Source organism: Embleya sp. NPDC020630 (assembly GCF_044334985.1).
Taxonomy (GTDB): domain Bacteria; phylum Actinomycetota; class Actinomycetes; order Streptomycetales; family Streptomycetaceae; genus Embleya.
This window is the reverse complement of sequence record NZ_JBIRUB010000001.1, coordinates 1,219,948-1,242,305: the sequence shown is the minus strand read 5'-3', so window position 1 is coordinate 1,242,305 and position 22,358 is coordinate 1,219,948. Positions and strand designations below refer to the sequence as shown.

At 72.8% G+C, this 22,358-nt stretch carries 19 protein-coding genes; 6 read left to right on the top strand and 13 right to left on the bottom strand.

Going from position 1 to position 22,358, the window contains the following annotated elements; translation table 11 throughout:
* Positions 1 to 44 precede the first annotated feature (44 nt).
* The 3 genes from ACH4XV_RS05050 to ACH4XV_RS05040 are packed head-to-tail and all read right to left on the bottom strand — an operon-like array spanning position 45 to position 4,057.
* On the bottom strand, positions 45 to 2,585 hold the full coding sequence (locus ACH4XV_RS05050; protein WP_395786845.1) for an FtsX-like permease family protein: 2,541 nt from the start codon (positions 2,583 to 2,585) through the stop codon (positions 45 to 47).
* A gap of 6 nt (positions 2,586 to 2,591) precedes the next feature.
* Complete coding sequence (locus tag ACH4XV_RS05045; RefSeq protein WP_395786844.1) at positions 2,592 to 3,371, bottom strand: ABC transporter ATP-binding protein; 780 nt, start codon at positions 3,369 to 3,371, stop codon at positions 2,592 to 2,594.
* Positions 3,372 to 3,430: 59 nt separating this feature from the next.
* A complete protein-coding gene (locus ACH4XV_RS05040) occupies positions 3,431 to 4,057 on the bottom strand; it encodes a hypothetical protein (RefSeq protein WP_395786843.1) in 627 nt (208 codons plus the stop codon).
* 316 nt (positions 4,058 to 4,373) lie between these two features.
* Between ACH4XV_RS05040 and ACH4XV_RS05035 the strand changes: the two genes are divergently transcribed.
* Both ACH4XV_RS05035 and ACH4XV_RS05030 read left to right on the top strand, forming a co-directional pair.
* The gene (locus ACH4XV_RS05035) at positions 4,374 to 5,759 is read left to right on the top strand and encodes a sensor histidine kinase (protein ID WP_395786842.1); all 1,386 of its coding nucleotides are present in this window, start codon (positions 4,374 to 4,376) and stop codon (positions 5,757 to 5,759) included.
* Positions 5,756 to 6,430 (top strand): response regulator, encoded by a 675-nt coding sequence (locus tag ACH4XV_RS05030; RefSeq protein WP_395786841.1) that lies wholly within the window; start codon positions 5,756 to 5,758, stop codon positions 6,428 to 6,430. Before ACH4XV_RS05035 ends, ACH4XV_RS05030 begins: the two co-directional genes overlap by 4 nt.
* A gap of 412 nt (positions 6,431 to 6,842) precedes the next feature.
* On the opposite strand, the gene ACH4XV_RS05025 is transcribed toward ACH4XV_RS05030, so the two are convergent.
* From ACH4XV_RS05025 to ACH4XV_RS05015, 3 genes are all read right to left on the bottom strand, one after another.
* Positions 6,843 to 9,389: an FtsX-like permease family protein gene (locus ACH4XV_RS05025; RefSeq protein ID WP_395786840.1), complete on the bottom strand. Its 2,547-nt coding sequence runs from the start codon at positions 9,387 to 9,389 to the stop codon at positions 6,843 to 6,845.
* Positions 9,390 to 9,391: 2 nt separating this feature from the next.
* Positions 9,392 to 10,180 carry an ABC transporter ATP-binding protein gene (locus tag ACH4XV_RS05020; protein WP_395786839.1) on the bottom strand — a complete coding sequence of 263 codons (789 nt, stop codon included), beginning with the start codon at positions 10,178 to 10,180 and terminating at the stop codon, positions 9,392 to 9,394.
* Between the two features lie 235 nt (positions 10,181 to 10,415).
* Entirely contained in the window at positions 10,416 to 11,897 is a 1,482-nt protein-coding gene (locus ACH4XV_RS05015; RefSeq protein ID WP_395786838.1) for an MFS transporter, read from the bottom strand.
* A gap of 257 nt (positions 11,898 to 12,154) precedes the next feature.
* On the opposite strand from ACH4XV_RS05015, the gene ACH4XV_RS05010 reads away from it, so the two are divergent.
* Positions 12,155 to 12,649, top strand: a complete 495-nt coding sequence (locus tag ACH4XV_RS05010) for a hypothetical protein (protein WP_395786837.1) — start codon at positions 12,155 to 12,157, stop codon at positions 12,647 to 12,649.
* 168 nt (positions 12,650 to 12,817) lie between these two features.
* Positions 12,818 to 13,873 carry an aminotransferase class V-fold PLP-dependent enzyme gene (locus ACH4XV_RS05005; RefSeq protein ID WP_395786836.1) on the top strand — a complete coding sequence of 352 codons (1,056 nt, stop codon included), beginning with the start codon at positions 12,818 to 12,820 and terminating at the stop codon, positions 13,871 to 13,873.
* 50 nt (positions 13,874 to 13,923) lie between these two features.
* Here ACH4XV_RS05005 and ACH4XV_RS05000 read toward each other — a convergent pair whose 3' ends face one another.
* A complete protein-coding gene (locus ACH4XV_RS05000) occupies positions 13,924 to 14,856 on the bottom strand; it encodes a TIGR03620 family F420-dependent LLM class oxidoreductase (RefSeq protein WP_395786835.1) in 933 nt (310 codons plus the stop codon).
* Positions 14,857 to 15,183: 327 nt separating this feature from the next.
* Between ACH4XV_RS05000 and ACH4XV_RS04995 the strand changes: the two genes are divergently transcribed.
* Positions 15,184 to 16,068 carry an AIM24 family protein gene (locus ACH4XV_RS04995; RefSeq protein WP_395786834.1) on the top strand — a complete coding sequence of 295 codons (885 nt, stop codon included), beginning with the start codon at positions 15,184 to 15,186 and terminating at the stop codon, positions 16,066 to 16,068.
* A gap of 22 nt (positions 16,069 to 16,090) precedes the next feature.
* On the opposite strand, the gene ACH4XV_RS04990 is transcribed toward ACH4XV_RS04995, so the two are convergent.
* The 4 genes from ACH4XV_RS04990 to ACH4XV_RS04975 all read right to left on the bottom strand — a co-directional run bounded on the left by ACH4XV_RS04990 (position 16,091) and on the right by ACH4XV_RS04975 (position 18,781).
* Positions 16,091 to 16,951 carry a thioesterase family protein gene (locus tag ACH4XV_RS04990; RefSeq protein WP_395786833.1) on the bottom strand — a complete coding sequence of 287 codons (861 nt, stop codon included), beginning with the start codon at positions 16,949 to 16,951 and terminating at the stop codon, positions 16,091 to 16,093.
* 81 nt (positions 16,952 to 17,032) lie between these two features.
* A complete protein-coding gene (locus ACH4XV_RS04985) occupies positions 17,033 to 17,464 on the bottom strand; it encodes a proteasome activator (protein WP_395786832.1) in 432 nt (143 codons plus the stop codon).
* Positions 17,465 to 17,507: 43 nt separating this feature from the next.
* A complete protein-coding gene (locus ACH4XV_RS04980; protein ID WP_395786831.1) occupies positions 17,508 to 17,849 on the bottom strand; it encodes a hypothetical protein in 342 nt (113 codons plus the stop codon).
* Between the two features lie 263 nt (positions 17,850 to 18,112).
* Positions 18,113 to 18,781, bottom strand: coding sequence for a class I SAM-dependent methyltransferase (locus tag ACH4XV_RS04975; RefSeq protein WP_395786830.1), 669 nt, complete (start codon positions 18,779 to 18,781; stop codon positions 18,113 to 18,115).
* 155 nt (positions 18,782 to 18,936) lie between these two features.
* Here ACH4XV_RS04975 and ACH4XV_RS04970 point away from each other — a divergent pair, with 155 nt between their 5' ends.
* Entirely contained in the window at positions 18,937 to 19,545 is a 609-nt protein-coding gene (locus ACH4XV_RS04970) for a PadR family transcriptional regulator (RefSeq protein ID WP_395786829.1), read from the top strand.
* 172 nt (positions 19,546 to 19,717) lie between these two features.
* On the opposite strand, the gene ACH4XV_RS04965 is transcribed toward ACH4XV_RS04970, so the two are convergent.
* Positions 19,718 to 21,067 (bottom strand): SDR family NAD(P)-dependent oxidoreductase, encoded by a 1,350-nt coding sequence (locus ACH4XV_RS04965; protein ID WP_395786828.1) that lies wholly within the window; start codon positions 21,065 to 21,067, stop codon positions 19,718 to 19,720.
* A gap of 279 nt (positions 21,068 to 21,346) precedes the next feature.
* On the bottom strand, positions 21,347 to 22,348 hold the full coding sequence (locus tag ACH4XV_RS04960; protein WP_395786827.1) for a ketopantoate reductase family protein: 1,002 nt from the start codon (positions 22,346 to 22,348) through the stop codon (positions 21,347 to 21,349).
* Positions 22,349 to 22,358: the final 10 nt, after the last annotated feature.

The window sequence follows — 22,358 nt, the reverse complement described above, 5'->3', positions numbered from 1 at the left end:
GCCGGCCGACACATCCCAGCCCGGCCGGCGGTTGAGGCCAAGGTCTACTCGGCGGAGATCGAGCGAAGCACCGGCAGCCTCGCAGCGCGCGCCGCGGGGCGCGCTCCTGCCGCCAACCCGCCGACCGCGCCCACCACGACCAGCACGGCCAACTGCGCCGACGGCACCGCGAACGGCAGCGCCGCCCCCGTGTTCGCACCGCCGATCGCGCGAATCGCCACCCACCCCAGGAACAGCCCGACCACGAGCCCGGCCGCGGCTCCGATCACCGCCACGAGCGTCGACTCCCAGCGCAACGCCGACCGCACCTGGGCCCGGGCCGCCCCGATCGCCCGCAACAGGCCCAGTTCACGGGTGCGTTCGTGGGCCGCCAGGGACAGTGTGTTGGCGATCCCGCCCAGCGCGATCAGCAGCGCCAGCGCCAGGAGCACGTAGACCACCGCGACCAGCGTCTGCAACATCTCCGCCCGCGCCGCCACGAACCCCTCCCGATCCCGCACCGGGGGTGCGCCGTAGTCCTTGGCGATCCGCTCGACCTCGGCCTTGACCGTCCCCGTGGCCACACCCGGCGCCAGCCGCAGCACCGTCGCCGCGTCCAGGGCCGCGTCCGCGTGCGACTCCCACGCGGTGCGATCGATCAGATAGTCGCCGACGATCGCCGTGCGGTCGTACAGGCCCGTCACCGTGAAGCGCTGCCGGGCGCCGTCGGGGAAGGTGACCTCGGTCGTCGAACCGAGCACCCAGCCGCGATCCTTCGCGGCGCTCTTCGACACGGCCATCCCGGCCGACCCCAGTGCCGTCACCCGCCCGCCGGTCACGTCGAGGTTGAACAGCCGGTCCAGCCGGGCCGAGTCGACGGCGAGCATCTGTCGGCTGTGCCCGTCCACGAGCGAGGTCGCGTTGCGCAGCCCGCTCACCACCTCGACACCCGGTATCTGCGCCGTCCGGCGGGTGAGTTCGGGGCTGTGTCCGCCACCGGCCCAGCCGGCGGGCGAGGAGCCGCCGATCACCAGTTGCCCGGCGACCACCTTGCGGGTCTCCGCCCCGGAGCCCTCCTTGAGCGAGGCCGCGAACACCGCGAACACCGTCACGATCGCGATCCCGAGCAACATCGCCGTCGCCGCACCGGCGGTCCGACGCGGACTGCGCAGCAGGTTGCCCCGCGCCAACGCACCGGGCGCACCGCGCAGTCGCGGCAGCAGAGCGGTCAACGGTCCACCCGCGGCCCGGATGCCCGCCGGGGCGACCAGCAGGACCCCCGCGAGCACCGCCGGCGCCGCGACGGCCAGGCCCACCATGCCACCGCCGACAATGCCCGTCCCGAGCCCGGCCGCGAGCAGCGCCAGTCCCGCGACGAGCCGGCGCCGCGGCAACCTCGCCTGCTCGGCTCCCGCACCGCGCAGCGCCGTCACCGGCGCCACGCGCGACCCGCGCACGGCCGGCACCAGCGCCGCGAACGCCGTCACCAGGATGCCCACCGGCAATACGGTCAGCGCCGTGGCCGCCTTGAACACCAGCCCCCGAGCGGGCAGCGTGAAGCCGATCGAGGCGAACAACTCCTTCAGCCCGGCGGCCAGTCCGAGCCCGGCGGCCAGCCCGGCGGCGGACGCCACCACGCCGATGAGCAACGCCTCGATCAGCGCCTGCCGCAATACCTGCCCACGGCTCGCGCCCAACGCCCGCATCAACGCGACCTCGCGGGTGCGCTGCGCGGCCACCACGGAGAAGGTGTGGTTGATCGAGAAGGCCGCGACCACCAGCGCGATCGCCGCGAACACGGTCAGGAAGGTGCGGAAGACCTTCAGGAAGCCGTCCTCGACGGCGTCGACCGCCTCCCCCGTGGCCGCCTTGCCGGGCAGTGCCTGGGTGTCGGCGGGCAGCGCCCGCTGGATCCGCGCGGCCAACTCCTTCTGGTCGGTGCCGGCCACGGCCCGCACGGCGATCGTGCCGACCTTGCCCGGATCGCGCTGCACGTGCTGCCGCGCGCCCTCGAGGTCGAAGGCGGTGTACGAGCCGCCGCCGAAGGCGTCCTCGTCGCCGAACGTGGCGACGCCGACGATCGTGACCGGGACCGGCCCCGGGGTCAGCACGGTGGCCCGGTCGCCGGGAGCGAGGTGTCCCTGCTTGGCCGTGGCCCGGTCGATCACCACCTCGTCGGGCTTGGCGGGGGCGCGACCGGTGGCCAGCCGATAGGGCGTCAGGGCCGGGTCGGGCACCCAATTGCCCGCCGTCCGAGGGCCGTTGCCGGTGAGCGCCTTGCCGTCCTTGCCGACCACCTGGCCGTAGCCCTGGATGACCGGCTCGGCGGCGGCGACGCCCGGCACCGCCCGGACCCGGTCCACCAGCGCCGCGTCGATGCCGGCGCGCTGGCTGCCGGGCCGGTCGGTGACCGCGGTCGCGTTGCGCACCACTACGTCGGTACCGGCGCCGCTGTCGCGGATCAGCCCGCCGATGGACGAGCTCATGGTGTCGGCGAGCACGAGCGCGCCGGAGAGGAACGCGGTGCCGAGCAGCACCGCGAGGGACAGTCCCACGAGCCGGCGTTTGCGGGCCCACAGGTTGGCGAGCGAGAGACGGATCAGCATCGGACGTCACTCCCCTCGGGTGCCGACACCGGCGGCGACTCGATCGAACGCCTTCATCCGGTCCAGCACCCGGTCCGGCGTCGGCGCCTCCATGTGGTCCGCTATGCGACCGTCGGCCAGGAACACCACGGCGTCCGCATAGCCCGCCGCGACCGGATCGTGGGTGACCATCAGCACGGTCTGACCGAGTTCGTCCACGGCGTTACGCAGCAGCGCCAGCACCTCGGCGCCGGCCCGCGAGTCGAGGTTGCCGGTCGGCTCGTCCGCCATCACGATCTCCGGCCGGCCGACCAGCGCCCGGGCCACCGCGACGCGCTGCTGCTGGCCACCCGACAGCTCGCCGGGCCGGTGCTGCAACCGCTGCTCCAATCCGACCGCGGCCACCACCCGATCCAGCCAGGCCGGGTCGGACCTGCGCCCGGCGAGCGACGCGGGTAGCACGATGTTCTCCAGCGCGGTCATGGTCGGCAGCAGGTTGAACGCCTGGAAGACGAAGCCGATCCGGTCCCGGCGCAGCCGGGTGAGCTGTCGGTCGCTCAACGAGCCGAGTTCGGTCTCGCCCAGGTAGACCGCGCCGTCGGTGACGGCGTCGAGGCCGGCCAGGCAGTGCAGCAGCGTGGACTTCCCGGATCCCGAGGGACCCATCACGGCGGTGAATCTGCCGCGGGGGAAGCCGATGGTGACGTCGTCCAGGGCGCGCACGATGGTGTCCCCCTCGCCGTGTACGCGGGACACGCGTACGGCGCGAGCCGCGTCGGGGACGGTGGGGTCGATGTTCGTGGTCATGACGATCCTCGCGAGGAGTTGCGGGTGGGCGGGAAGGAATGGGTGGCGCACGGCGCGGATCAGCCGGCGCCCACGCGCCGGCGGGTGGGGATGGAGGCGGAGGGCGAGCCGGATCGGTCCGCGGCGGCGGTCGCGTCCTCGGCATCGCCGGGGCGTCGACGCGGGGCGGACCGGCCGCGGGATCGATCGCCGGACGGCTTGAAGACGGACAGCGCCGTGGCGACGATCAGCGCGACCACCTGGAAGACCACCAGGACGATGTGCCAGGTCTGCAGCGGCGGCAGCGCGTCCGCGTTTCCGTCCGGGGCGCTGTGCGCGATCATCCGGTGCGCGAACTGGCTGATCACGCCCGCTCCGGCCACGATCACCGCGATGAGCAGCACGATCTTGACCTTGATCCACAGGTATCGCCACAGGCCCCACGGCGTGTTCAGGCACAACAGCACGCCGGTGACCAGCGCGAGCACGGCGAACGGTATGCCGCCGGTGAAGACGAAGACGCGCATGAGCCGATAGGCGCTGTGTTGCAGGGCGCGGTCGTCGGTCGTACGGCCCACGACCGCGATCGCCAGCATCACCCACTCGATGCCCAGGAGCCCGACGGCGAAGACGACGTGCGCGGAGTTGACGCCTCGACGGACGGACTTCGAGTAACGCCTGGTCCCGGTGGTCGGGGACGCGTTCACGGTGTGCCTCCTGGCATGCTGACGGTTGGGGACGCGCAGTCGGGCGGGTAGGCCCGGGCAGCGTCGGCGAGGGTGGGATCCGGTGGGATTCGCGGCCTCGTCGACGGGTTCGACTCTTCCGTTTCGCGGGTCGGCCGGCGTCCGGCCGGGGGATGCACCCGGCCTGCTGCGCCGGCAGGTCGAAGGGCGGGTCGACCGGTGCTTTCCTGCTCCCTGGGAAGCAGTCGACGGGGCGCGATCTGCTCCCTCGGGAGCATCCGACAAGCCCACGCCCAGCCGACGCGCGACTGCCCCGGCTCCCCCTACCGTTGATCACATGACGAGCCCCTCGAACCTCTCGCCCCGGCACCCGGGCTCCCGCCCCGGGCCGCCGTGGCTGCGCGCCTCCGGTCCCGGAGCGCGCTGGCTCGCACACGCCCTGCGCCCGATCCCCCACGCGGTGCGTGACGTCGCGCTCGCGCTGCTGGTTTGTGCGATCCAGGTGGTCGCGATGGTGTTCGCGGCCCGACACCAGTCGGACGCTCCCCGGGGCCTGGACGTGTGGGGCGTGCTGTTGGTCGCGCTCGGTCCGCTGGCGCTGATCGCGCGCCGGCGGTATCCGGCCGCGGTACTCCTGGTGGCGGTCGGCGCGGGGCTGCTCTACACGATGCTCGACTATCCGCGCGGCCCGCTCTTCCTCGCGATGATCATCGCGCTGTGGAGCGCCTTCGCCGCCGGACTGCGCCTGTTGGCGTATGTGGTGCTCGCGGTGGGCTACACGAGCTTCGTGTGGATCTCCCCGCTGGTGACCGCCGAGTCGGTACCCGCCACGGGCGTCGCGCTGGGTATCGCCGCGTGGATGCTGGTGCTCGCGGGCGTCGGCGAGGTGGTACGGCTTCGCCGCGCCTACCTCGCCGCCGAGGAACAGCGGGCCCGGGTGCAGTCGCTCGGGTTGGCCGAGGCCGAGCGCCGCCGGGCGGGTGACGAACGGCTGCGGATCGCCCGTGAGTTGCACGACGTGCTGGCCCACCACATCTCGCTGATGAACGTGCAGGCGTCGGTGGGCCTGGAGTTGATGGACTCGTCCCCGGAGCAGGCGCGCGAGGCGCTGACCGCGGTCAAGTACGCCAGCCGCGAGGCGCTGGGCGAACTGCGCTCGGTGTTGGAGATCCTCAAGGGCGACGCGGTGGACCGGTCCGGCCCCGACGGCGCCCCGCGCGCGCCCACCGCGGGGCTGGACCTGCTCGACGAGCTGGTCGCGCGCACCTCGGCGGGCGGCCTGACCGTGCGGGTCGAGCGCACCGGCAGCACCCGGCCGTTGATCGCGGCGGTGGATCTCGCCGCGTACCGGATCGTCCAGGAGGCGCTGACCAACACGTTGCGGCACGCCGCGGCGAGCGAGGCGGTGGTGCGGGTCGGCTATGGGAAGTCCGGTCTGGATCTGACCATCCGGGACAACGGCCGAGGCGCCGCCGGGGCACCGCGGCCGGCCGACGACGACGCGCTGACGTCCGGCGGCAACGGTCTGCACGGCATGCGCCAGCGGGCCGCCGCGCTCGGCGGGCGCTGCGTGGCCGGGCCGGTGCCGGGGCGCGGCTTCCACGTGCAGGCACACCTCCCCTACGGTGAGCGCGCCGACGGGCATGATGGCGACGCAGACCCGCCGGTCGAGTCGGCGGCGACCGCCGGCGGTCCGGCGCAGCCCAACAAGGGGGACGCATGATCAGGTTGGTGCTGGCCGACGACCAGGCGCTGGTGCGCGCGGGTTTTCGGGCCTTGCTGTCGGCACAGCCCGACATGGAGGTCGTCGGCGAGGCGGGTGAGGGCGGCGAGGCGCTGCGACTCACCCGCGAACTGCGCCCCGACGTGGTGCTGATGGACATCCGCATGCCGGGCATGGACGGCTTGGAAGCGGCCCGGCTGATCGCGGCGGATCCGGCGCTCACCGCCGTGCGGGTGGTCATCCTGACCACGTTCGACCTCGACGAGTACGTCTTCGAGGCGCTGCGCAACGGCGCGAGCGGCTTCCTGGTCAAGGACACCGAACCGGCCGAACTCCTGCGCGGGGTCCGGGTGGTCGCGGCGGGCGACGCGCTGCTGTCGCCGAACGTGACCCGCCGACTGATCGAGGAATACGCGGCCGGCGCGCTGCGTCCGACCGCCGCGCCGGTGGCCGAACTCGCCCTGCTGACCGATCGCGAGCGGGAGATCGTCGCCCTGGTCGGCCGCGGCCTGTCCAACGACGAGATCGCCGAACACCTGGTCCTCAGCCCCCTCACCGCCAAAACCCACGTAAGCCGCGCAATGACCAAACTATCCGTCCGCGACAGAGCCCAACTCGTGGTCTTCGCCTACGAAACCGCCCTGGTAACCCCAGGCCACACCACCCCCTGACCCCGGCCGGCTCCCACACACCCGGCGACCGGACCAACAGCCAAGCCAAGCGGACGCCCGCAGGCCCGCAAACAGGTGCAGGCGGGTACGGGCGAGCCGGTCGGCGGGCGAGCCGATGGGCAGGTGGGCGGCCGAGCGAGCGGGCTGTCACGCAGGCAGGCGAATCGGCGGGGGGACGGGCCGGCCAATGGGCGAGCGGGCGAGTAAGCGGGCCGGCGGTGGGTGGTCGCGCGAGCCGATGGGTCGATGGGTGGGTGGCTTGCGGACGGGTGGGGCGTGGGTCGCACGTCAGCGGGTGGGTGGGGTGTTCGGTGGTGGGCGAAGTGGCTCTGTTGGCTTGTGTTCGGTGGGGTAGCCCGGAAGGACGAGGTGGGGCTTTCGGCCGCCGCCTCGCCCTTCGGGCCTTGGTGGGTTATTCCTTTGCGCCCACCGCGTCGATGGGGGTGGCTCGTAGGAGTCTGCGGGTCACCGGGGCTACGGTCAGGGGGGCCAGGAGTAGGGCTGCTGCGCTGATCGCCAGGCACAGGGGGAGCGGGATGTACGGGGTCGTGGTGTCGAACGCGCCCTTGTTGAACGGCACCAGGCTGGCCATCGCCACCGACAGGCCCAGGCCCAGGCCGATCACCCCGACCAGGATCGCCTCACGCCGGATCACCGCACGGACCTGGCCGTGGGTGCTGCCGATCATCCGCATCAGGCCCAGTTCCCGGCTGCGGGCCGCCGTGGTGACCACCATCGTGTTGATCGCCGCGATCGTCGCGAACCCCGCGAGGATGACCAGCATGATGTAGTTCAGCCACTTGTTCACCTCGCGGTCCTTGTCCATCCGGGCCGCGTAGCCCGCCCGGTCGTCGACCGACGTCCCCGGGTGTTCCCGGATCAGCCCGGTCAGCGCGGCGTCCGCGGCCCGTACGTCGGCGCCGGGGGCGAACCGCACCAGGAGCCGCGCGTCCCACGGCGTCTCCACGTGCCTCTCCACCGCCGCACGCGGCAGGGTCGCCGCCGCGGTGCCCAGGCCCCGGTCGTAGATCGCCACCACGATCGGCGTGATCGGCGTACCGTCGCCCAGCCACAACGACACCGGCTTGCCCACCTTGCCGTGCAGCGCCGACGCCAACTGCCGGTCCAACGCGATGGCCCCGCCCTCGGGTTGCGGCGCACCGGCCCGCAGCGCGTCGGTGCTGCCCTCGCGCACCCCGAGGTCCAGGGTGGTCGCCAGATCCCGCGTGGTGCCGCCGACGGCCTGGGCGCTCTCCTTCTGGAGGCCGCCGTCGCGCACGACCACCACGGAGGTGTTCAGCACCGACGTCACCGACGCGACGCCGGGCGCGGCTGCCACCCGCTGGGTGGTCTGCGGCACGAAGCCCGGCCCGGCCACGACCCGATCGGCGGTGACCGCGTCCCGGGACTGCGCGCTCGCGTGGTGGTCCTCGGCCGCGAACATGAAGGTCAGCGTGGCCGCGAAGGCGACGGCCAGGGCGATCGGGGTGATCGCCGACGCCAGGCGCCGCGAGTTGGCCCGGGCATTGTCGAACGCGAGTTGCCCCATGGCGTCGAACCGGCTCCCGAACCAGCCGATCACCGAGACCAGTACGTGCGCCAGGATCGGCCCGAGCAACCCGATCGCGACCATGAACAGCATGATCACGCCACTGGACGCGGCGACCGCGTCCTCACCGGTCGCGCGCAGCGCGATCCGGGTCACCGCGATCGCGCCGGCGAGCGTGCCGAGTCCGAGCAGCAGCCGGAACCAGCCGACGAACACCCGCTCGGAGGCCGCGTCGCCCAACGCCTCGGTCGGCTTGATCTTCGCGCTGCGTCGGGCCGCGAGCAGTCCCGCGCCGAGCGCGGTCAGGGCGCCCGCCCCGATCGCCACCACCATCGGGATCCAGCTCACCGACACGGTGACGCCGTGCGCGATCAGGCCCCGGCTGTCCATCGCGCCGAACCACCAGCGGGCAAGGAGCGTGCCGGGCAGCACCCCGACCACGCCCGCCACGAGCGCCACCAGGCCCGTCTCGGTGGCGATCATCCGCCGGATCTGCCACGGCGTGGCCCCGACCGCGCGCAGCAGCGCGATGTCGCGCCGGCGCTGACCCACGGACAACGCGGTGGCCCCGGCGACCACGAAGACCGCCACCAGGAGCACGATGCCGCCGAGGGTGCCGCCGATCGAGGTCAGCATCTCCTGGGTGTCGCCGAACTCGATGTACTCGGCCGCGCCGCGGCCGTCCCCCGTGGACACCTTGGCGTCGGTGCCGGCCACCGCGGCGCGGACGTCGCGGGCCACCGCGCCCGGGTCCGCGCCGGCGGCCGTCAGTACGCCGATCGCGGTGACCGAGCCGGGATGCCCGGCCAGCCGCTGCGCGTCCGCGTCGGACACGTACAGGTGCGCGCCCCGACCCGGCACCACCGCGCTCACCCGCAGCGCGACCTCACCGCCGGGCGTGGTCAGCGACACGGTGTCGCCGACCTTGGCGGCACCACCGGACGCACCGGCCGCCGCGCTCGTCAGCACGACCTCCCCGGCGCCCGGCGCGGTGCCCTCGCGGGTACCCGCCAGCGTCGCCGAGGACCAGCCGTGCCCGTCCACCACGGCGCGCCCCGTCTGTGCCGGGAAGGTCACGTCGGGAATCACCCCGCGCACCCCCGGCACGGCGGCGATCCGACCGGCGAGCCCGGCGTCGATCCGGGTGCGCTCGGGCAGCGGCGCGGACTCGGTGTACTTGCCCTCGCCCTTGCCCAGTTGTTTGCTCACCTTCGCGGGCCCGGTGACCAGGACCGGCGTGTCGGCGTAGCGCTCGGGCGTGGAGTGCGCGCGGACCCCGCTCTCCAGGAGCACGCCGCACATGCTGACCAGCATCGCGGCGAACACCAGCGCCACGAAGGAGCCCGCGAAGGACGCGGGCCGAAAGCGCACGGAGGTGCGCGCGAGACCGTTGGGTCGTAGCAGCGACATGATCAGGCCGCCTGTCGCTGCCGCGTGTTGCCCTGGGACAGGTCGACCATCCGGGCCGCGATCGCCTCGGGGGTGGGCCGGTACAGCTCCCCGGCGAGGTTGCCCTCGGCCAGGAAGACGACCCGGTCCGCGTAGGAGGCGGCGACCGGGTCGTGGGTGACCATCACGACGGTGGCGCCGGTGTCGTCCACGGCCCGGCGCAGCAGCGCCAGCACCTCGGCGGCCGTGGTGGTGTCGAGCGCGCCGGTCGGCTCGTCGGCGAACAGCACGTCGGGCCGGGTGACCAGCGCCCGGGCGATCGCCACCCGCTGCTGCTGGCCGCCGGACAGCTGCGCGGGCCGCCGCCGGGTGTGCCGGTCCAGGCCGACCATCGCCAACACCTCGGCGGCCCGGCCGCGTTCCGGCCGCTGCCCCGCGAGCCGCAGCGGGAGCAGTACGTTCTTCTCCACGGTCAGCGACGGCAGCAGGTTGAACGCCTGGAACACGAAGCCGAGCCGGGTCCGGCGCAGCCGGGTGAGCTGGTTCTCCTTCATCGCGGTCAGGTCGTCGGTGCCGAGCAGGACCCGTCCGGTGTCCGGCCGGTCCAGGCCGGCGGCGCAGTGCAGGAACGTGCTCTTCCCGGAGCCGGAGGGGCCCATGACCGCAGTGAAGGTGCCTCGGGGAATGACCAGATCGATGCCGCGCAGCGCGTGCACGGCCGAACTGCCGCGCCCGTAGGCCTTGGCCACCGCCTCCAGCCGCACCGCGCTGTCCCCCGCCCCGGGCGACCCCGCCGGCAAGGGCGACCCCATCGACACGGGCGACCCGTGCTGCGGGGGGTACTCGGCATCCCGCTTCGCCTGCCGAGTCCCACGACCGCCTCGCCCGAACATGCTGCCTCCCGTGTCCTGTACCGCTGCCCGGTACCGCTGTCGAAACCAACGGTTCGAAGCTACGGATCGCGAGGGGTCGGGCACGATGGGGCGACCACGCGAATCGGGGGTGGTGTCAGCACCACCCCCGAGGTTCGGCACGAGGACGCGTCGGTCAGGCGACGGGACGGGCGCCCGGCTTGGCCCGGCTGGGCACCACGAAGGTGACGCCGAGTGCGACGATCGCGGCGCCGGCCGCGCAGACGAAGGTCAGCACGAAGCCGCGTTCGGCGGGCAGCCCGCCCGGACCGGGGTTGGCGGTGAGCAGCGTGGTGGAGATCGCGCTGGCGCAGGACATGCCGACGGTGCGGGCGATGGTGTTGATGCCGGTGGCGATGCCGGTCTGCTCCACCGGCACGGCGCCGACGATCAGGTTGGCCATCGCCGACATGGCGAGCCCGATGCCGATGCCGAACACGAACATCGCCACCAGGATGTGCCATCCGCTGGTGTGCAGCGTCGCCAGGAAGACGAACCCGGCGGCCATCAGCACACATCCGGCCACCATCGCGAGCTTGGACCCGAAGCGCTTGTCGATCACGCCCGCCATCGGCCCGATCAGCAACATCGCGAACGCCTGCGGCAGCACGTACAGCCCGGACACGGTCACGGTCGTGCCGAAGCCGTATCCGGTGCTCTCCGGCATCTGCAGGAAGCGCGGTACGAGGAGCATCCCCGCCATCATCGAGAAGCCGACGAGCAGTCCGCCGAGGTTGGTCGCCCACACCCCGCGCAGCCGCATCACCCGCATGTCCACGAGCGGTTCCGCGGCGCGCGACTCGGCGAACACCCACAGCCCGAGGAAGACGAATCCGGCCACGAACAGCCCGATCGTGTTCACCGAGCCCCAGCCCCACGACTCGCCCTTGCTCAGCGCGAGCATCACACCGACCAGACCGAGCGACATCAGCGCGCCGCCGAGCCAGTGGATTCTCGCCTTGACCCGGATCGGCGATTCGGGAATCAGGAACCACGACGCGACCGCGGTGACCAGGCAGGTGACCATCGGGATCCAGAACAGCCAGTGGTAGGACAGGTGGTCCATGATCGGCCCGGTCACCACGATGCCTATGCCGCCGCCGATGCCCATGATCGCCGACATCAGCCCGATCGCACCGGCCCGGCGCTCCGGCGGGAACTCGTCGCGCACGATGCCGAAGGACAGCGGGAAGACCGCGCCGCCGAAGCCCTGGATCACCCGACCGATGATCATCAGCCCGACGGAGTCGGCGAGCGCGCAGACCAGCGAGCCGACCGCGAGCATCCCGATGGTGAACACGAACAGGCGCTTCTTGCCGTACATGTCGCCGAGCCGCCCGAGGATGGGCGTGGTCACCGAGGCGCACAGCAGGTAGCCGGTCATCAGCCACGAGGTCGCGTCCGCGCTCGCGCCGATCTCGGTCTGGATCTGCGGAAGGGCCGGCGCCAGCATCGACTGGAGCAGCGAGTAGGTGAGCGCGCCCATGATCAGGACGAGCAGGACGAATCCGGTCCGGTTCATCCCCCCTCGGTCGGTGCCGGGGGCATCGGTGGCGGTCGGGGTTTTGGGGACGGTGGGCGGGACAGTGGCGGCCGGCGCCTGCTGCGCGCTCTTCAAGGCTGGTTCCTTACATGTACGGGGCACCGGCTGGATCACACGGCGGCCCGCGGCGGGGGTATTTGGTTGGGTGTATCAACCGACTTTATGCGCCCGATCCGACACGAGGGCGCCGGGAAAAGAGACCCGGGGGTAAATTCCCCGTAAGTATTTGCCGCATGAAGCGCCGAAATCGGCCAAATAGTGGGCAAAACTCGGCGTCGCGTCGTATGCCAAGATCGATCTGACGCATCGTCACCTTCTGGGAGGGCAACCCCGTGACGGATCGAGAACCGGAACTGCGCATCACCCACATCTCCGAAACCCCGTGGCACGAGGTCAAGGCCCAGTCGCACGGCGGACGGCGCACGTCGGTCTGGGAGAAATTCCTGGAGTGGTCCCCCGAGCGCCTGGTCATCTACGCCCGCTACGACGCCGGTGTCGTGGTCGAACGCCACGGCCACATGTCCGAGCACTACGTCTTCGTCCTGGCGGGCGAGGTCCTGATCGGCGACCGCCCCTGCCCCACGGGCACCCACATCACCCTCGAACAGGGCGCCGCGTTCGGCCCGTTGATCGCCGGCCCGGAGGGCGCGACGTTGTACGAGATCATGTGCGGCGACCCGAGGGCGGTCCCCGCCGACCGCGAGGGCTTCGAACGCCTGTGCGCCGAACGCGACATCACTCCCCTGCCCAATCCCCCGGTCCCGTGGCCCGACTGGCTCGCCGCCCGGACGGACGGCAACCCGGCGGCGGAGCGCGCGGCGACGTAGGCGGCCCACCCGACGCACCCGGCCCGCCCCCGAGAGGCCACACGGCGGGCCACCTCGCCGGGTGGCCCGCCCACACACCGTCGGCTCACGCGAGTCGGGCAAAAGTCAGGCCACTCGGCTCTCATTGGCCCTGTCCCGGCGATCCGCTCGCCGCCTAGCCTCGAACACATGGACTCGAACCCGGACCAGAATCCGATCCGCGGGCACGCACGGTGGAGTGCGGAGCCCGGTTGGCTCAACACCGCGAGTCACGGTCTACCGCCGGACGTCGCGTACGAGGCGATGACCCTGGCCCAGGAGTCGTGGCGCCTGGGCCGCACCGACATGGACGAGTTCCACGCGGCCGGCGAGCGCGCCCGGGCGACCTTCGGGCGCCTCGTGGGCGCGCCGGCCGAGACGATCATGGCGAGCGGCACCACCTCGGCCCTGCTCGCCCCGTTCGCCGCCGGGCTGCCCGTCGGCGGGCGACTGGTGGTGCCCGAGGTGGAGTTCACCTCCAACCTCTTCCCCTGGCTGGTCCAGGAGGCGCGGGGCGTCGAGGTGGTCACCGTGCCGGTGTCCAAGCTGGTCGAGTCGATCGACGAGCGCACCACGGCGGTCGCGTTCAGCCTGGTCCAGTCCGCCGACGGAGCCATCGCCCCCGAGGCGGACATCGTCGCGGCGGCCCGCGCGTACGGCGCGCGCGTCTACGTGGACGGCACCCAGGCGTGCGGCTGGCTCCCGGTCGACGTGACCCGCTACGACCTGTTCGTGGTCAGCGCGTACAAGTGGCTGATGACCCCGCGCGGCGCGGCGTACGGCTACGTGGACCCGGACCTGACCGAGCGCACCCTCGCGCACGCCGCCAACTGGTATGCGGGCGCGCCCGACGGGGATGCCTACTACGGCCCGCCGCTGCGCCTGGCCGCCGGCGCCCGCCGCTTCGACACCTCACCGGCCTGGTTCTGCCAGGTGGGCGCCGCGCCCGCGCTCGAGGTGGTCGAGCGGATCGGCGTCGAGCACATCCGGGCCCACGACGTCGCCCTGGCCAACCGGTTCCTGACCGGCCTGGGCCTGCCCGCCGGGGACAGTGCGATCGTCGCCATCGAGCAGTCCGACGCCCAGGCTCGGCTGACCGCCGCCGGCATCCGGTTCTCCGCCCGCGCGGGCCGCACCCGGCTGGCGTTCCACGTGTACAACACCGAGGCCGAGGTGGACGACGCGATTCGCGCGCTCACCGCGTGAGCGGCGGGTGGGCCGGGACCGCAGGCGGTGCCCGGCCCACCCGCCCGCCCTCAGATCAGCGCCGCCGCCAACCGCCGCCAGTCCGCGGTCGGGGCGTCCCCCAGGGTGTCGCCGAGCACCTGGAGGCACACGTGGTCGGCGCCGGCCGCGACGTGGGCCCGGACACCTTTCTCGACGGCGGATTCCGACCCGGACAGGATCAGGCGGTCGATCAGCCGCGTGCTCCCGCCGGCCTCGAAGTCGGCCTCGGTCAGGCCCAGGCGCAGGAGGTTGCGGCGGTAGTTCGGCAGGGCCAGGTACATGCCCAGGTGGGTGCGGGCGCGGCGCAGCACGGTTTCCCGATCGTCGGAGAGCACCACCGCCTGTTCCACCGCGAGCAGGCGGTCCGGGCCCAGTGCCGCGCGCGCCTCGGCGGTGTGCTCGGGGGTGACCAGGTACGTATGCGCGCCCTCGGCCCGCTCGCGTGCGAGGTCGAGCATGCGCGGTCCGAGCGCGGCCAGCACCCGCGCCGGACGCGGCGTGTCGGCGTCGGCGGCCAGATACAGGGCGGAGTCCATCGCGTCCAGGTACTCGCGCAGGTGTGCCAGCGGCTTCTCGTACCGGCGCCCGCCCGGCCGCAGACCCTCGACCAGGCCGTCGTGGCTGATCCCGAGCCCGGTCAGGAACCGCCCCGGGTACGCGTCGTCGACGGTCCGCGCCGCCGCGTTCGCCGCCATCGCGTCCCGCGCCCAGACGTTCGCGATCCCCGTCGCGGCGGCGATCCGGGGCGCGGCGCCGAGCACGAGCAGCGCCTGCGTGAACGCCTCGCGGCCCACCGCCTCGCCCCACCACAACGTGCCGTAACCGAGTTCGTCGAGTTCGGCCACCGTCTCGCGCAGTCGCGACACCGGCATGTGGTCGAGCGCGGCGGTCCACAGGCCGATTTGCCCCAGCTCCGGAACGGGTCGATGCGCGGCCGCCGCGCCGGGCGATGGCGTGGTCATGGGAACCCCCGAGAGGTCGTGGAACGAAGAGGCGGCACCAGCACGACGCGGCCCGCGCCGCGAGGCCCCGACGCGGCGCCACGACACGACACGACGTCGCGCCACCGCACTGTACCGGCGCGCTGTAACGCTGTAACAGAGACCCTGCCCCATCCCCGTCACCCGACATGGACAGCCCTTGGTTTCCGCCGGAACCGTCGACGGGGAATCATGAGTCCTGTGCCGTGACCGGGCGTTCACCGGTTCGGCCGCCCGCCCGCGCCGTCGACCCACCACGCCCGCCACATCCACCACGCCAACGCCGTTGCCGGATCCGTCGGAGACCTCGTGCAGAGTCCGCTGTTCAACCACACGGTGAGCCAGTCCGCAGAGCGCTACAGCCTGCAGAGTGCGCACATGCTCCGGGTCCTGCTGGCCCCGGAGGTCGGCACGGAGGTGCTGGCCCGCAAGGGCGCGATGGTGGCCTACCAGGGCAACGTGCAGTTCGAGGGCGCCTTCCAGACCGCCGCCGAACTGCGCACCGGCGCGCTCACCGGCGACATGCTCGACCTGATGCGCTGCCACGGACACGGCACGGTCTACCTCGCCAACCAGGCGCAGAGCATCCACATCCTGAACCTGAACAACGAGGCGTTGATCGTCGAGGACGAGAACGTGCTGGCCCTGGACGGCACGCTCAACTGGAGCGTGATCCAGATCGACGCCGCCTACAACGTCGGGGGCATGGGCGCGTATTCGATGCAGATCGGCGGCACCGGCAAGATCGTGATCACCACCTCCGGCGCACCGCTCGTGCTGCGCGCCTCGCACGATCGCGAGGTGTTCGCGGACGCCGACGCGGTGATCGCGTGGACCGCCGGCCTCCAGACCAGCCTTCAGGCGCAGACCACGTCCCAGCGCATCTGGCGGCGCCGTCGGCAGACCGGCGAGGGCTGGACGATGGCCTTCATGGGCGAGGGCTACGTGGTGGTGCAGCCCAGCGAGATCCTGCCCGCGAACCTGACCGCGACGGACGGCAACCGCTACTTCGGCATGGGGCGGGACGGCTTCCAGAACAACAACTGGGCCGGCCCCGGCGGCCCGCACGGCACCGCGCCCCCACCCCCGCCGCCGGGGCAGCCGGGCCCGTACGGCCCCCCGCCCGGCCAGTACGGTCCGCCCGGCCCGCAGGGTCCCTACGGTCCACCGGGACCGTACGGACCGCCGCGCTGACCGAGGGGGCATCCGAACGGGGCTACGCCTCCCGCTGCCGCGGCGCCCGGGCCAACTGCCGGGACTGGGCGACCAGTCGCCCCGCGGCGTCCCACACCTCGCCGTCCTCCTCCAGGAAGCCGCCCGCCAGGTTGCGCGTGCGCAACGACACCCGCAACCACCCCGGCACCGGCCTGGCCCGCACATGCACGGTCAACTCCACTGTGGGCACCCAGCCCCGCAGACCCAGGTCGAACGCGGTCGGCGCGAGCGAGTCGACCGCGAGCAGCAGCGCGAGCGGATCCGGGTCCCGCCCGTCGGCCAGGCGCCACCAGGCCCGGATCTCGCCGCGCCCGGAGGGCTCGCCGGCCGCCCAGCGCACCGTCGCGGGATCGAGCAACTGCTCGCTGCGGTGCATGAAGGCGTTGCGCCCGAACGCGGCCGGGAGGGCGCCGCCCGCCGCGCACTCGGCCAACGAGGGGAACTCCGGCGGCCGGGCGCTGGTGCGCACCTCGGGATCCAGCGCGCCCAGGTCGCCGTAGGTGCCGGTCACGTGCACCCGGGTCTCGCCGTCCTGGACGATCCACGCGGTGCCGGTGGCCAGCGTGCGTCCCGCGCGCAGCACTTCGGTGTGCACCTGTGCCGGTCCGGGGCGGGAGGCGGTCAGGTAGTGGGCGGTGATCGTGAACGGATCCGGTTGCGGCAGGCTCGTGCCGAGCGCGCGGGCGGCGAGCGCGAGCAGGTAGCCGCCGTTGACGCCCATGCCGAACGCCCAGTCCGCGGAGAGCGTGGTGTCGAGGACGCCCGGGGCGTCCGAGCGGGCCACACACGTGGTGTCCCGGTCGAGTTCGTAGCGCGTCCCGTCCGGGGTCGGCGCGGTCTCGGCGGCTGCCTGCTCGGTCATGGTGGCCACTCCACGGTGCTCGGCTGACGGATCGTCAGCACTCGGCTGACCCGCCATCAGCTTGACACAGTCAGACAACCGTCACAGGTACGAGCCGTCGTCACCGTCCTCCGAAACCGGCCGCAGCGGGCCGATCTCGCCGCCTCCGGGCCCCATCGTCAGGGTCAGCCGGATGCCGCCCCACAACCCTTCCAGCCAGCCGACCAACTGGGCGTGCACGATCCGCAGTTCGGCCATGCTCGGGGCGTCCGGGCCGGCGAACGGCGCGGCGAGGCGTTCCAGTTCGGCGTACAGGTCGGGCGCGAGCGAACGGCGCAGTTCGGGCAACGAGCGCTCGTAGACCGCCCGGACCCGGCCGCGCCCCGGTTCGTCCAGCGGCGCGTCGCGCAGCTCCTGCATGAGTCGGCGAACCATCTCGGCGATGCGCATCACCCGGTCGGGTGCGGGCACCAGTTCGCCCAGCGGACGTCGGTCCTCGTCATCGGGCGCGGCGGCGGGCGTCGGGTCGGCCATGCGCCGCCCCTACCCCGAGCGGGTCGGGGGAAACGGCTCGGCCTCAGCCCCGCAGTCGCGACGTGGGCGGATGCGGGGGTGCCACCGGCCCGGGCACACATCCCCGCACCGGCTCGCCGGACTCGCTCGGCTCCGGGTGCGCCCGCGCCGCCTCGTCCTCGACGGAAGCCTCCGCCGGCCGACCATCCGCCGCCGGCCCCGCGGCCGAACCCGGATCCGGCCCCGCCCGTTCCACCGCGGGCGGCGACGGCGAGGGTGATCCGAACTCCCGGGCGTCCACCGCCCGTTCCGCCCGCGCGCGGGTCTTGGCGGCGCGCAGTACCACGATCACGCACGCGAGGAACGCGAGGTATGCGGCCGACCCCACTGCCAACCAGGTCCACACAGCCCTCTCCCCACGTCAGCCGCTCACCAAGAGCGATCAACCGAAATCTACCCGTAAGCGAGGGTCGCCCAACGCGTCTCGTGCGCCCGCCTCGTGCGGATTCCGTGGAGAACCTGCGAAGACCCGCCGCGCGGATCGACCACGACGAACCCATGCCCCCGAAGGACGCCCGGCGCCCGAGCGAAGTTCCCCTCGCGCACAGCGGACCCGATTCCCCACCCGCCGCAGCGCCCTGCCCCGAATCCCCCGTCCCAATCCGATCCCTATGGCGACGAGGACGGTTCGGGTTTGTGGGCCAGAAGGGTGGCGATCGTCGTGGTCGCTCCTTCGTCCGGCTCTTGCAGCAGTCGAGAGGTGACGACGAGTCCGGCCTGCTCCAGGAGCGCGACGATGCGATCCGGCGGTTGCAGGTGGGACTCGTAGGACACCGGATGGCCGCCATATGCCCGCGTCGGTCGCAGACGCACACCGTCTCCCACGTGGCCGGCCACCATCACGGAGCCGCCGGGCGCGAGTGTGCGATGGAATTCGGCGAACACGACGGGCAACAGCTCCGGCGGCGTGTGGTGCGTGGAGTAGTAGGCCAGGATGCCGCCGAGTTCGTCGTCCCGGATCGCGAGCGCGGTCATCGAGCCCACGCTGAAGTGCAGGCCCGGGTGGGCCCGCCGGGCCATGTCGATCATCTTCGGGGACAGGTCGATGCCGAATACGGGCACCCCCAGGTCCGCCAGATGCGCCGTGACCTTGCCGGGCCCGCAGCCCAGGTCCGCGACCGGCCCGCGGTCGTCCGCGCGCACGATCTCGGCGAACGCGGTGAGCATCGCGCGGGACAACGGATCCAGCTCCGCCGGGGTCTTGACGCGTTCCGCGTAGTCGGCGGCGACGGTGTCGTACGACTCCCGGACGGCGGCGAGGTAGGGGGGCTCGGTCACGCCGGCGACTTTACGAGACCGGGCGACCGCCCACGGTCCATGCTTGCGCAACGAGCAGTACCGATATATCGTTGAGCCATCGCGAAAGATCGCGATACGTTCACAAGATCGCGGAGGATCATCGGATCATCCGCGTCGAATCAAGGAGAAGACTCATGCACCGCAACAAAGGACGCTCCCGTTGGGGCGACGAAGAGCACAACCGCCCGGCCTTCGGATCGTGGGGCCCGCCGTCCCAGGGCCCGTGGGGGCGCGGGCACGGTCACGGTGGGCGTGGCGGACCGGAGGGGCGCGGGCGAGGCCGCGGGCGAGGCGGTCGTGCCCGCCGCGGCGACGTGCGCGCCTCGATCCTGGCCCTGCTCACCGAACGGCCGATGCACGGCTACGAAATGATCCAGGAGATCGGCGAACGCACCGGCGGCGTGTGGAAGCCCAGCCCCGGCTCGGTCTACCCGACCCTGCAGCTCCTCGAGGACGAGGGCGTGATCGAGGGCGTCGAGGGCAGCGGCCGCAAGCTGTTCACGCTGACCGACGCCGGCCGCGAGGAGGCCGCCGCCCTGCCCGAGGATTCCAAGCCGTGGGACGAGGCCAGCCAGGGTGTCGACTTCGAGGCCGTCCACGACATGCGCTCGGCCATGCACGGCATCGGCGACGCACTGCGCCAGGTGATGTCCAACGGCACCGAGGCCCAGCGGGCCAAGGCGCTCGAAGTGGTCACCGACACCCGCAAGCGGCTCTACCTGATCCTGGCCGAAGCCGACTGATGTCGGCCGCCCGAACCACCGGGCGCCGCCCCCCCCGGCGCCCGGTCCCCGATCGCCGATCCCGGTGATCCCCCGCAGCGCGCCGCGGCGGTCACGACCGACCGCCGCGGCGCGTTGCGGGCTCGCTCGGTGAACGATCACCGGAGCGACCCGAATCACCCGGCGACCCGACTCACCAGGGCGCGACCCGATAATCCTTGAGGAAGCAGCCGAACGGCGCCTCCCCCCGCTCCCCGCGCACGATCGGGTCGTACACCCGGGCCGCGCCGTCCACGATGTCCAGGGGCGTGCGGAACCCGGCCGCGGCGACCCGCTCCTTGTCCGGGGCCGGCTTCTCGTCGGTGATCCACCCCGTGTCGACGCTCGTCATGTACACGCCCTGGGCGGCCAGTTCCTCGGCGCTGGTGCGGGTGAGCATGTTCAGCGCGGCCTTGGCCATGTTGGTGTGCGGGTGCCCGGGCGACTTGTACGCGCGCCCGAACTGGCCCTCCACCGCCGACACGTTGACGATGTGGCGCCGCTCGGCCGGAGCCGCGCGCAACAGCGGCAGCAGGCGGCCCACCAGCACGAACGGGGCGGTCACATTGACGAGTTGCACCTCAAGGAGTTCCACCGGATCCACCTCGTCCACCTGCTTGGACCAGGAGTTGGCCGGGGCGCGGTCCGGGATCAGCCCGGCCGGGTCCACCGGAACGGGATCCGACCCCGGCTCGTACCCGGGTACGAGCGCCCCCGGCGCCGCGCCGAGTTCGAACCGGGGAACGAACGCGCCCGCGCCCAACGCCACCCGCTCCGCCGCGAGCAGCGGCCCGTACGCCGACGCGGGTCGACGGATCGTCTGCGCGGCGTTGTTGACCAGGATGTCCAGGGGGCGCCCCTCGGCCACCAGGCGATCGCACCACGCGACGAGCCCGCCCAGATCGCGCAGGTCGATCGCGTGCACCCGCAGCCGGTGCGCCCAGCGGTCGTGGTCGGGCGCGGCGGCGAATCGTCGGCGCGTATCGTGCGGGAACCGGGAGGTGACGATCACCTCCGCGCCGTCGCGCAGCAGTTTGAGCACCAGTTCGTGGCCGACCTTCACCCGCCCGCCGGTGACCAGCGCCAGCCGGCCACTCAGGTCGGTGCGCGCGTGTCGGCGCTCCCGGTTCTCCGCCGCGCACGACGGGCACAGCCGGTGGTAGAAGCCGTCGACGCGTCGATAGGGCTGCTTGCAGATGTAGCAGCGCAGGCCCATCTCGACCACGCCGACGCAGGTGGGCAGCCCGCTGTCGTCCAAGGCGACGTCCTCTACCCGGTCGGCGGCGCCGAGCGCGGTCCGCTCGGTCACCTCGGTCCGCTCCCGGGTGCGCAGTTCGCGCTGCTCGGCGCGGCGACGGTGGCGGCCCGAGCGGTTGAAGGACGCCAGGGCCCGCTCGATCGCGCGCCGCTCCGGGGCGTCCGGCGCGAGGTCGGACAGCGCGCCGAGCACGGCGAGGCAATCCTCGAGGGACGGGGTGGTGGGCAGTGTGTCCGCGTCGGTCATCGTGGGGTCCCCCCGAGGGCATTGCGGCGGCTCCGGCGACCGGCCCTATGGCTCGGAGCCGGCCGCCAGGGCGACGGCGCGCGAACGTGTCGGCTGCTCTCCCATGGGCTCACTCCTTCGCGCACGCGTCGTGGGCACGGCGCCGCCCGAGTCACCGGTCGGCACGTCGGCACACCGCCGACGGACCGTCAGGCTAGCGATCCCACGCGCCGGGGTCACCGGCTTTTCCCTGATGGGCACGGCCCGGGTCGGCCCCACCCGGCACACCGGCGCGGTCGCTCAGTCCGTCTTTCGATGCCCCGGGCCCGGCCCCCGCCCGTCCACCACCGCTCGCAGCAGTTCCAGTTCGGATACCGAGCCGGGCTCGCCCCCCGACACGACCAGGCGATTGGCCGCCCGCTGGAGTTCGGCGTTGACCGGCGTCGGCACCCCGTGCAGTCGGCCGAGGCGCACGATCTCGCCGTTGAGATAGTCGGTCTCGATGCCGCCGGTGCGGCGGTACAGGCTCTGCCAGGACGAGCCGCCGGGCCGCCGCTCGCCGCCCACCGGGCGGACTTGGACGAGCGGGCTGACCGGGGCGAACTCGGCGTGGATCTCGGCCGAGAAGAGCACCGTGCGGGCCTCGTCCATGGCCAGCCGGTCCAGATTCCCGCCGCGCGCGTTCGGGCCGCACAGCGCCTCGACCGCGTTGCCCAGGTTGGTGACGAGCTTGCCGTACTTGTACGCGGTGATGTCCGCGTACACCTCGGAGCCGTATCCGGCGCCGGACAGGACACGTGACACCTGGGCCGCGAAGGCGTCCCGACCGTGCGGATACCGGCCGATGTCCAGCACCCCGGTCACCGGCGCGGAGTAAGCGCGCACCACGCCCGGTTCCAGATAGGCGGTCGGGCAGGCGACCAGCACGCCGTACACGTTGGCGAACATGCGCAGCGCGGTGTCCTCGTTGGCCACCCCGTTCTGGGCGCACAGGATCGGCAGCTCCGGTTCGGCGTGTCGGGCCAGTTCGCGCAGCGCGCCGGCGGTGTCCTGCGACTTGACGCACAACACGACCGCGTCCACCTCGGACCAGATCGGCCGCGCCGCGAGGGCCGCGATCGTGGTCACCGCGTCGAGGCGGACCACGTCCTCGCCGTCGGGCGTGCGGACCCGCAGGCCGTGGGCGCGAATCGTGTCGACGTGCGCCCGCCGACCGACCAGATGCACGTCGTGCCCCGCCCTGGCGAGGCGGGCGCCGAGGACGCTGCCGATCGCTCCGGCCCCCAGAACCACAAATCGCATGGCCGATCCC

Bases quoted from the DNA above. Each gene is read 5' to 3' on its own strand.
- ACH4XV_RS05050 (WP_395786845.1), bottom strand. From the start codon at position 2,585: ATGCTGATCCGTCTCTCGCTCGCCAACCTGTGGGCCCGCAAACGCCGG.
- ACH4XV_RS05045 (WP_395786844.1), bottom strand. From the start codon at position 3,371: ATGACCACGAACATCGACCCCACCGTCCCCGACGCGGCTCGCGCCGTA.
- ACH4XV_RS05035 (WP_395786842.1), top strand. From the start codon at position 4,374: ATGACGAGCCCCTCGAACCTCTCGCCCCGGCACCCGGGCTCCCGCCCC.
- ACH4XV_RS05030 (WP_395786841.1), top strand. From the start codon at position 5,756: ATGATCAGGTTGGTGCTGGCCGACGACCAGGCGCTGGTGCGCGCGGGT.
- ACH4XV_RS05025 (WP_395786840.1), bottom strand. From the start codon at position 9,389: ATGTCGCTGCTACGACCCAACGGTCTCGCGCGCACCTCCGTGCGCTTT.
- ACH4XV_RS05020 (WP_395786839.1), bottom strand. From the start codon at position 10,180: ATGGGGTCGCCCTTGCCGGCGGGGTCGCCCGGGGCGGGGGACAGCGCG.
- ACH4XV_RS05005 (WP_395786836.1), top strand. From the start codon at position 12,818: ATGGACTCGAACCCGGACCAGAATCCGATCCGCGGGCACGCACGGTGG.
- ACH4XV_RS05000 (WP_395786835.1), bottom strand. From the start codon at position 14,856: ATGACCACGCCATCGCCCGGCGCGGCGGCCGCGCATCGACCCGTTCCG.
- ACH4XV_RS04990 (WP_395786833.1), bottom strand. From the start codon at position 16,951: ATGACCGAGCAGGCAGCCGCCGAGACCGCGCCGACCCCGGACGGGACG.
- ACH4XV_RS04985 (WP_395786832.1), bottom strand. From the start codon at position 17,464: ATGGCCGACCCGACGCCCGCCGCCGCGCCCGATGACGAGGACCGACGT.
- ACH4XV_RS04970 (WP_395786829.1), top strand. From the start codon at position 18,937: ATGCACCGCAACAAAGGACGCTCCCGTTGGGGCGACGAAGAGCACAAC.
- ACH4XV_RS04965 (WP_395786828.1), bottom strand. From the start codon at position 21,067: ATGACCGACGCGGACACACTGCCCACCACCCCGTCCCTCGAGGATTGC.
- ACH4XV_RS04960 (WP_395786827.1), bottom strand. From the start codon at position 22,348: ATGCGATTTGTGGTTCTGGGGGCCGGAGCGATCGGCAGCGTCCTCGGC.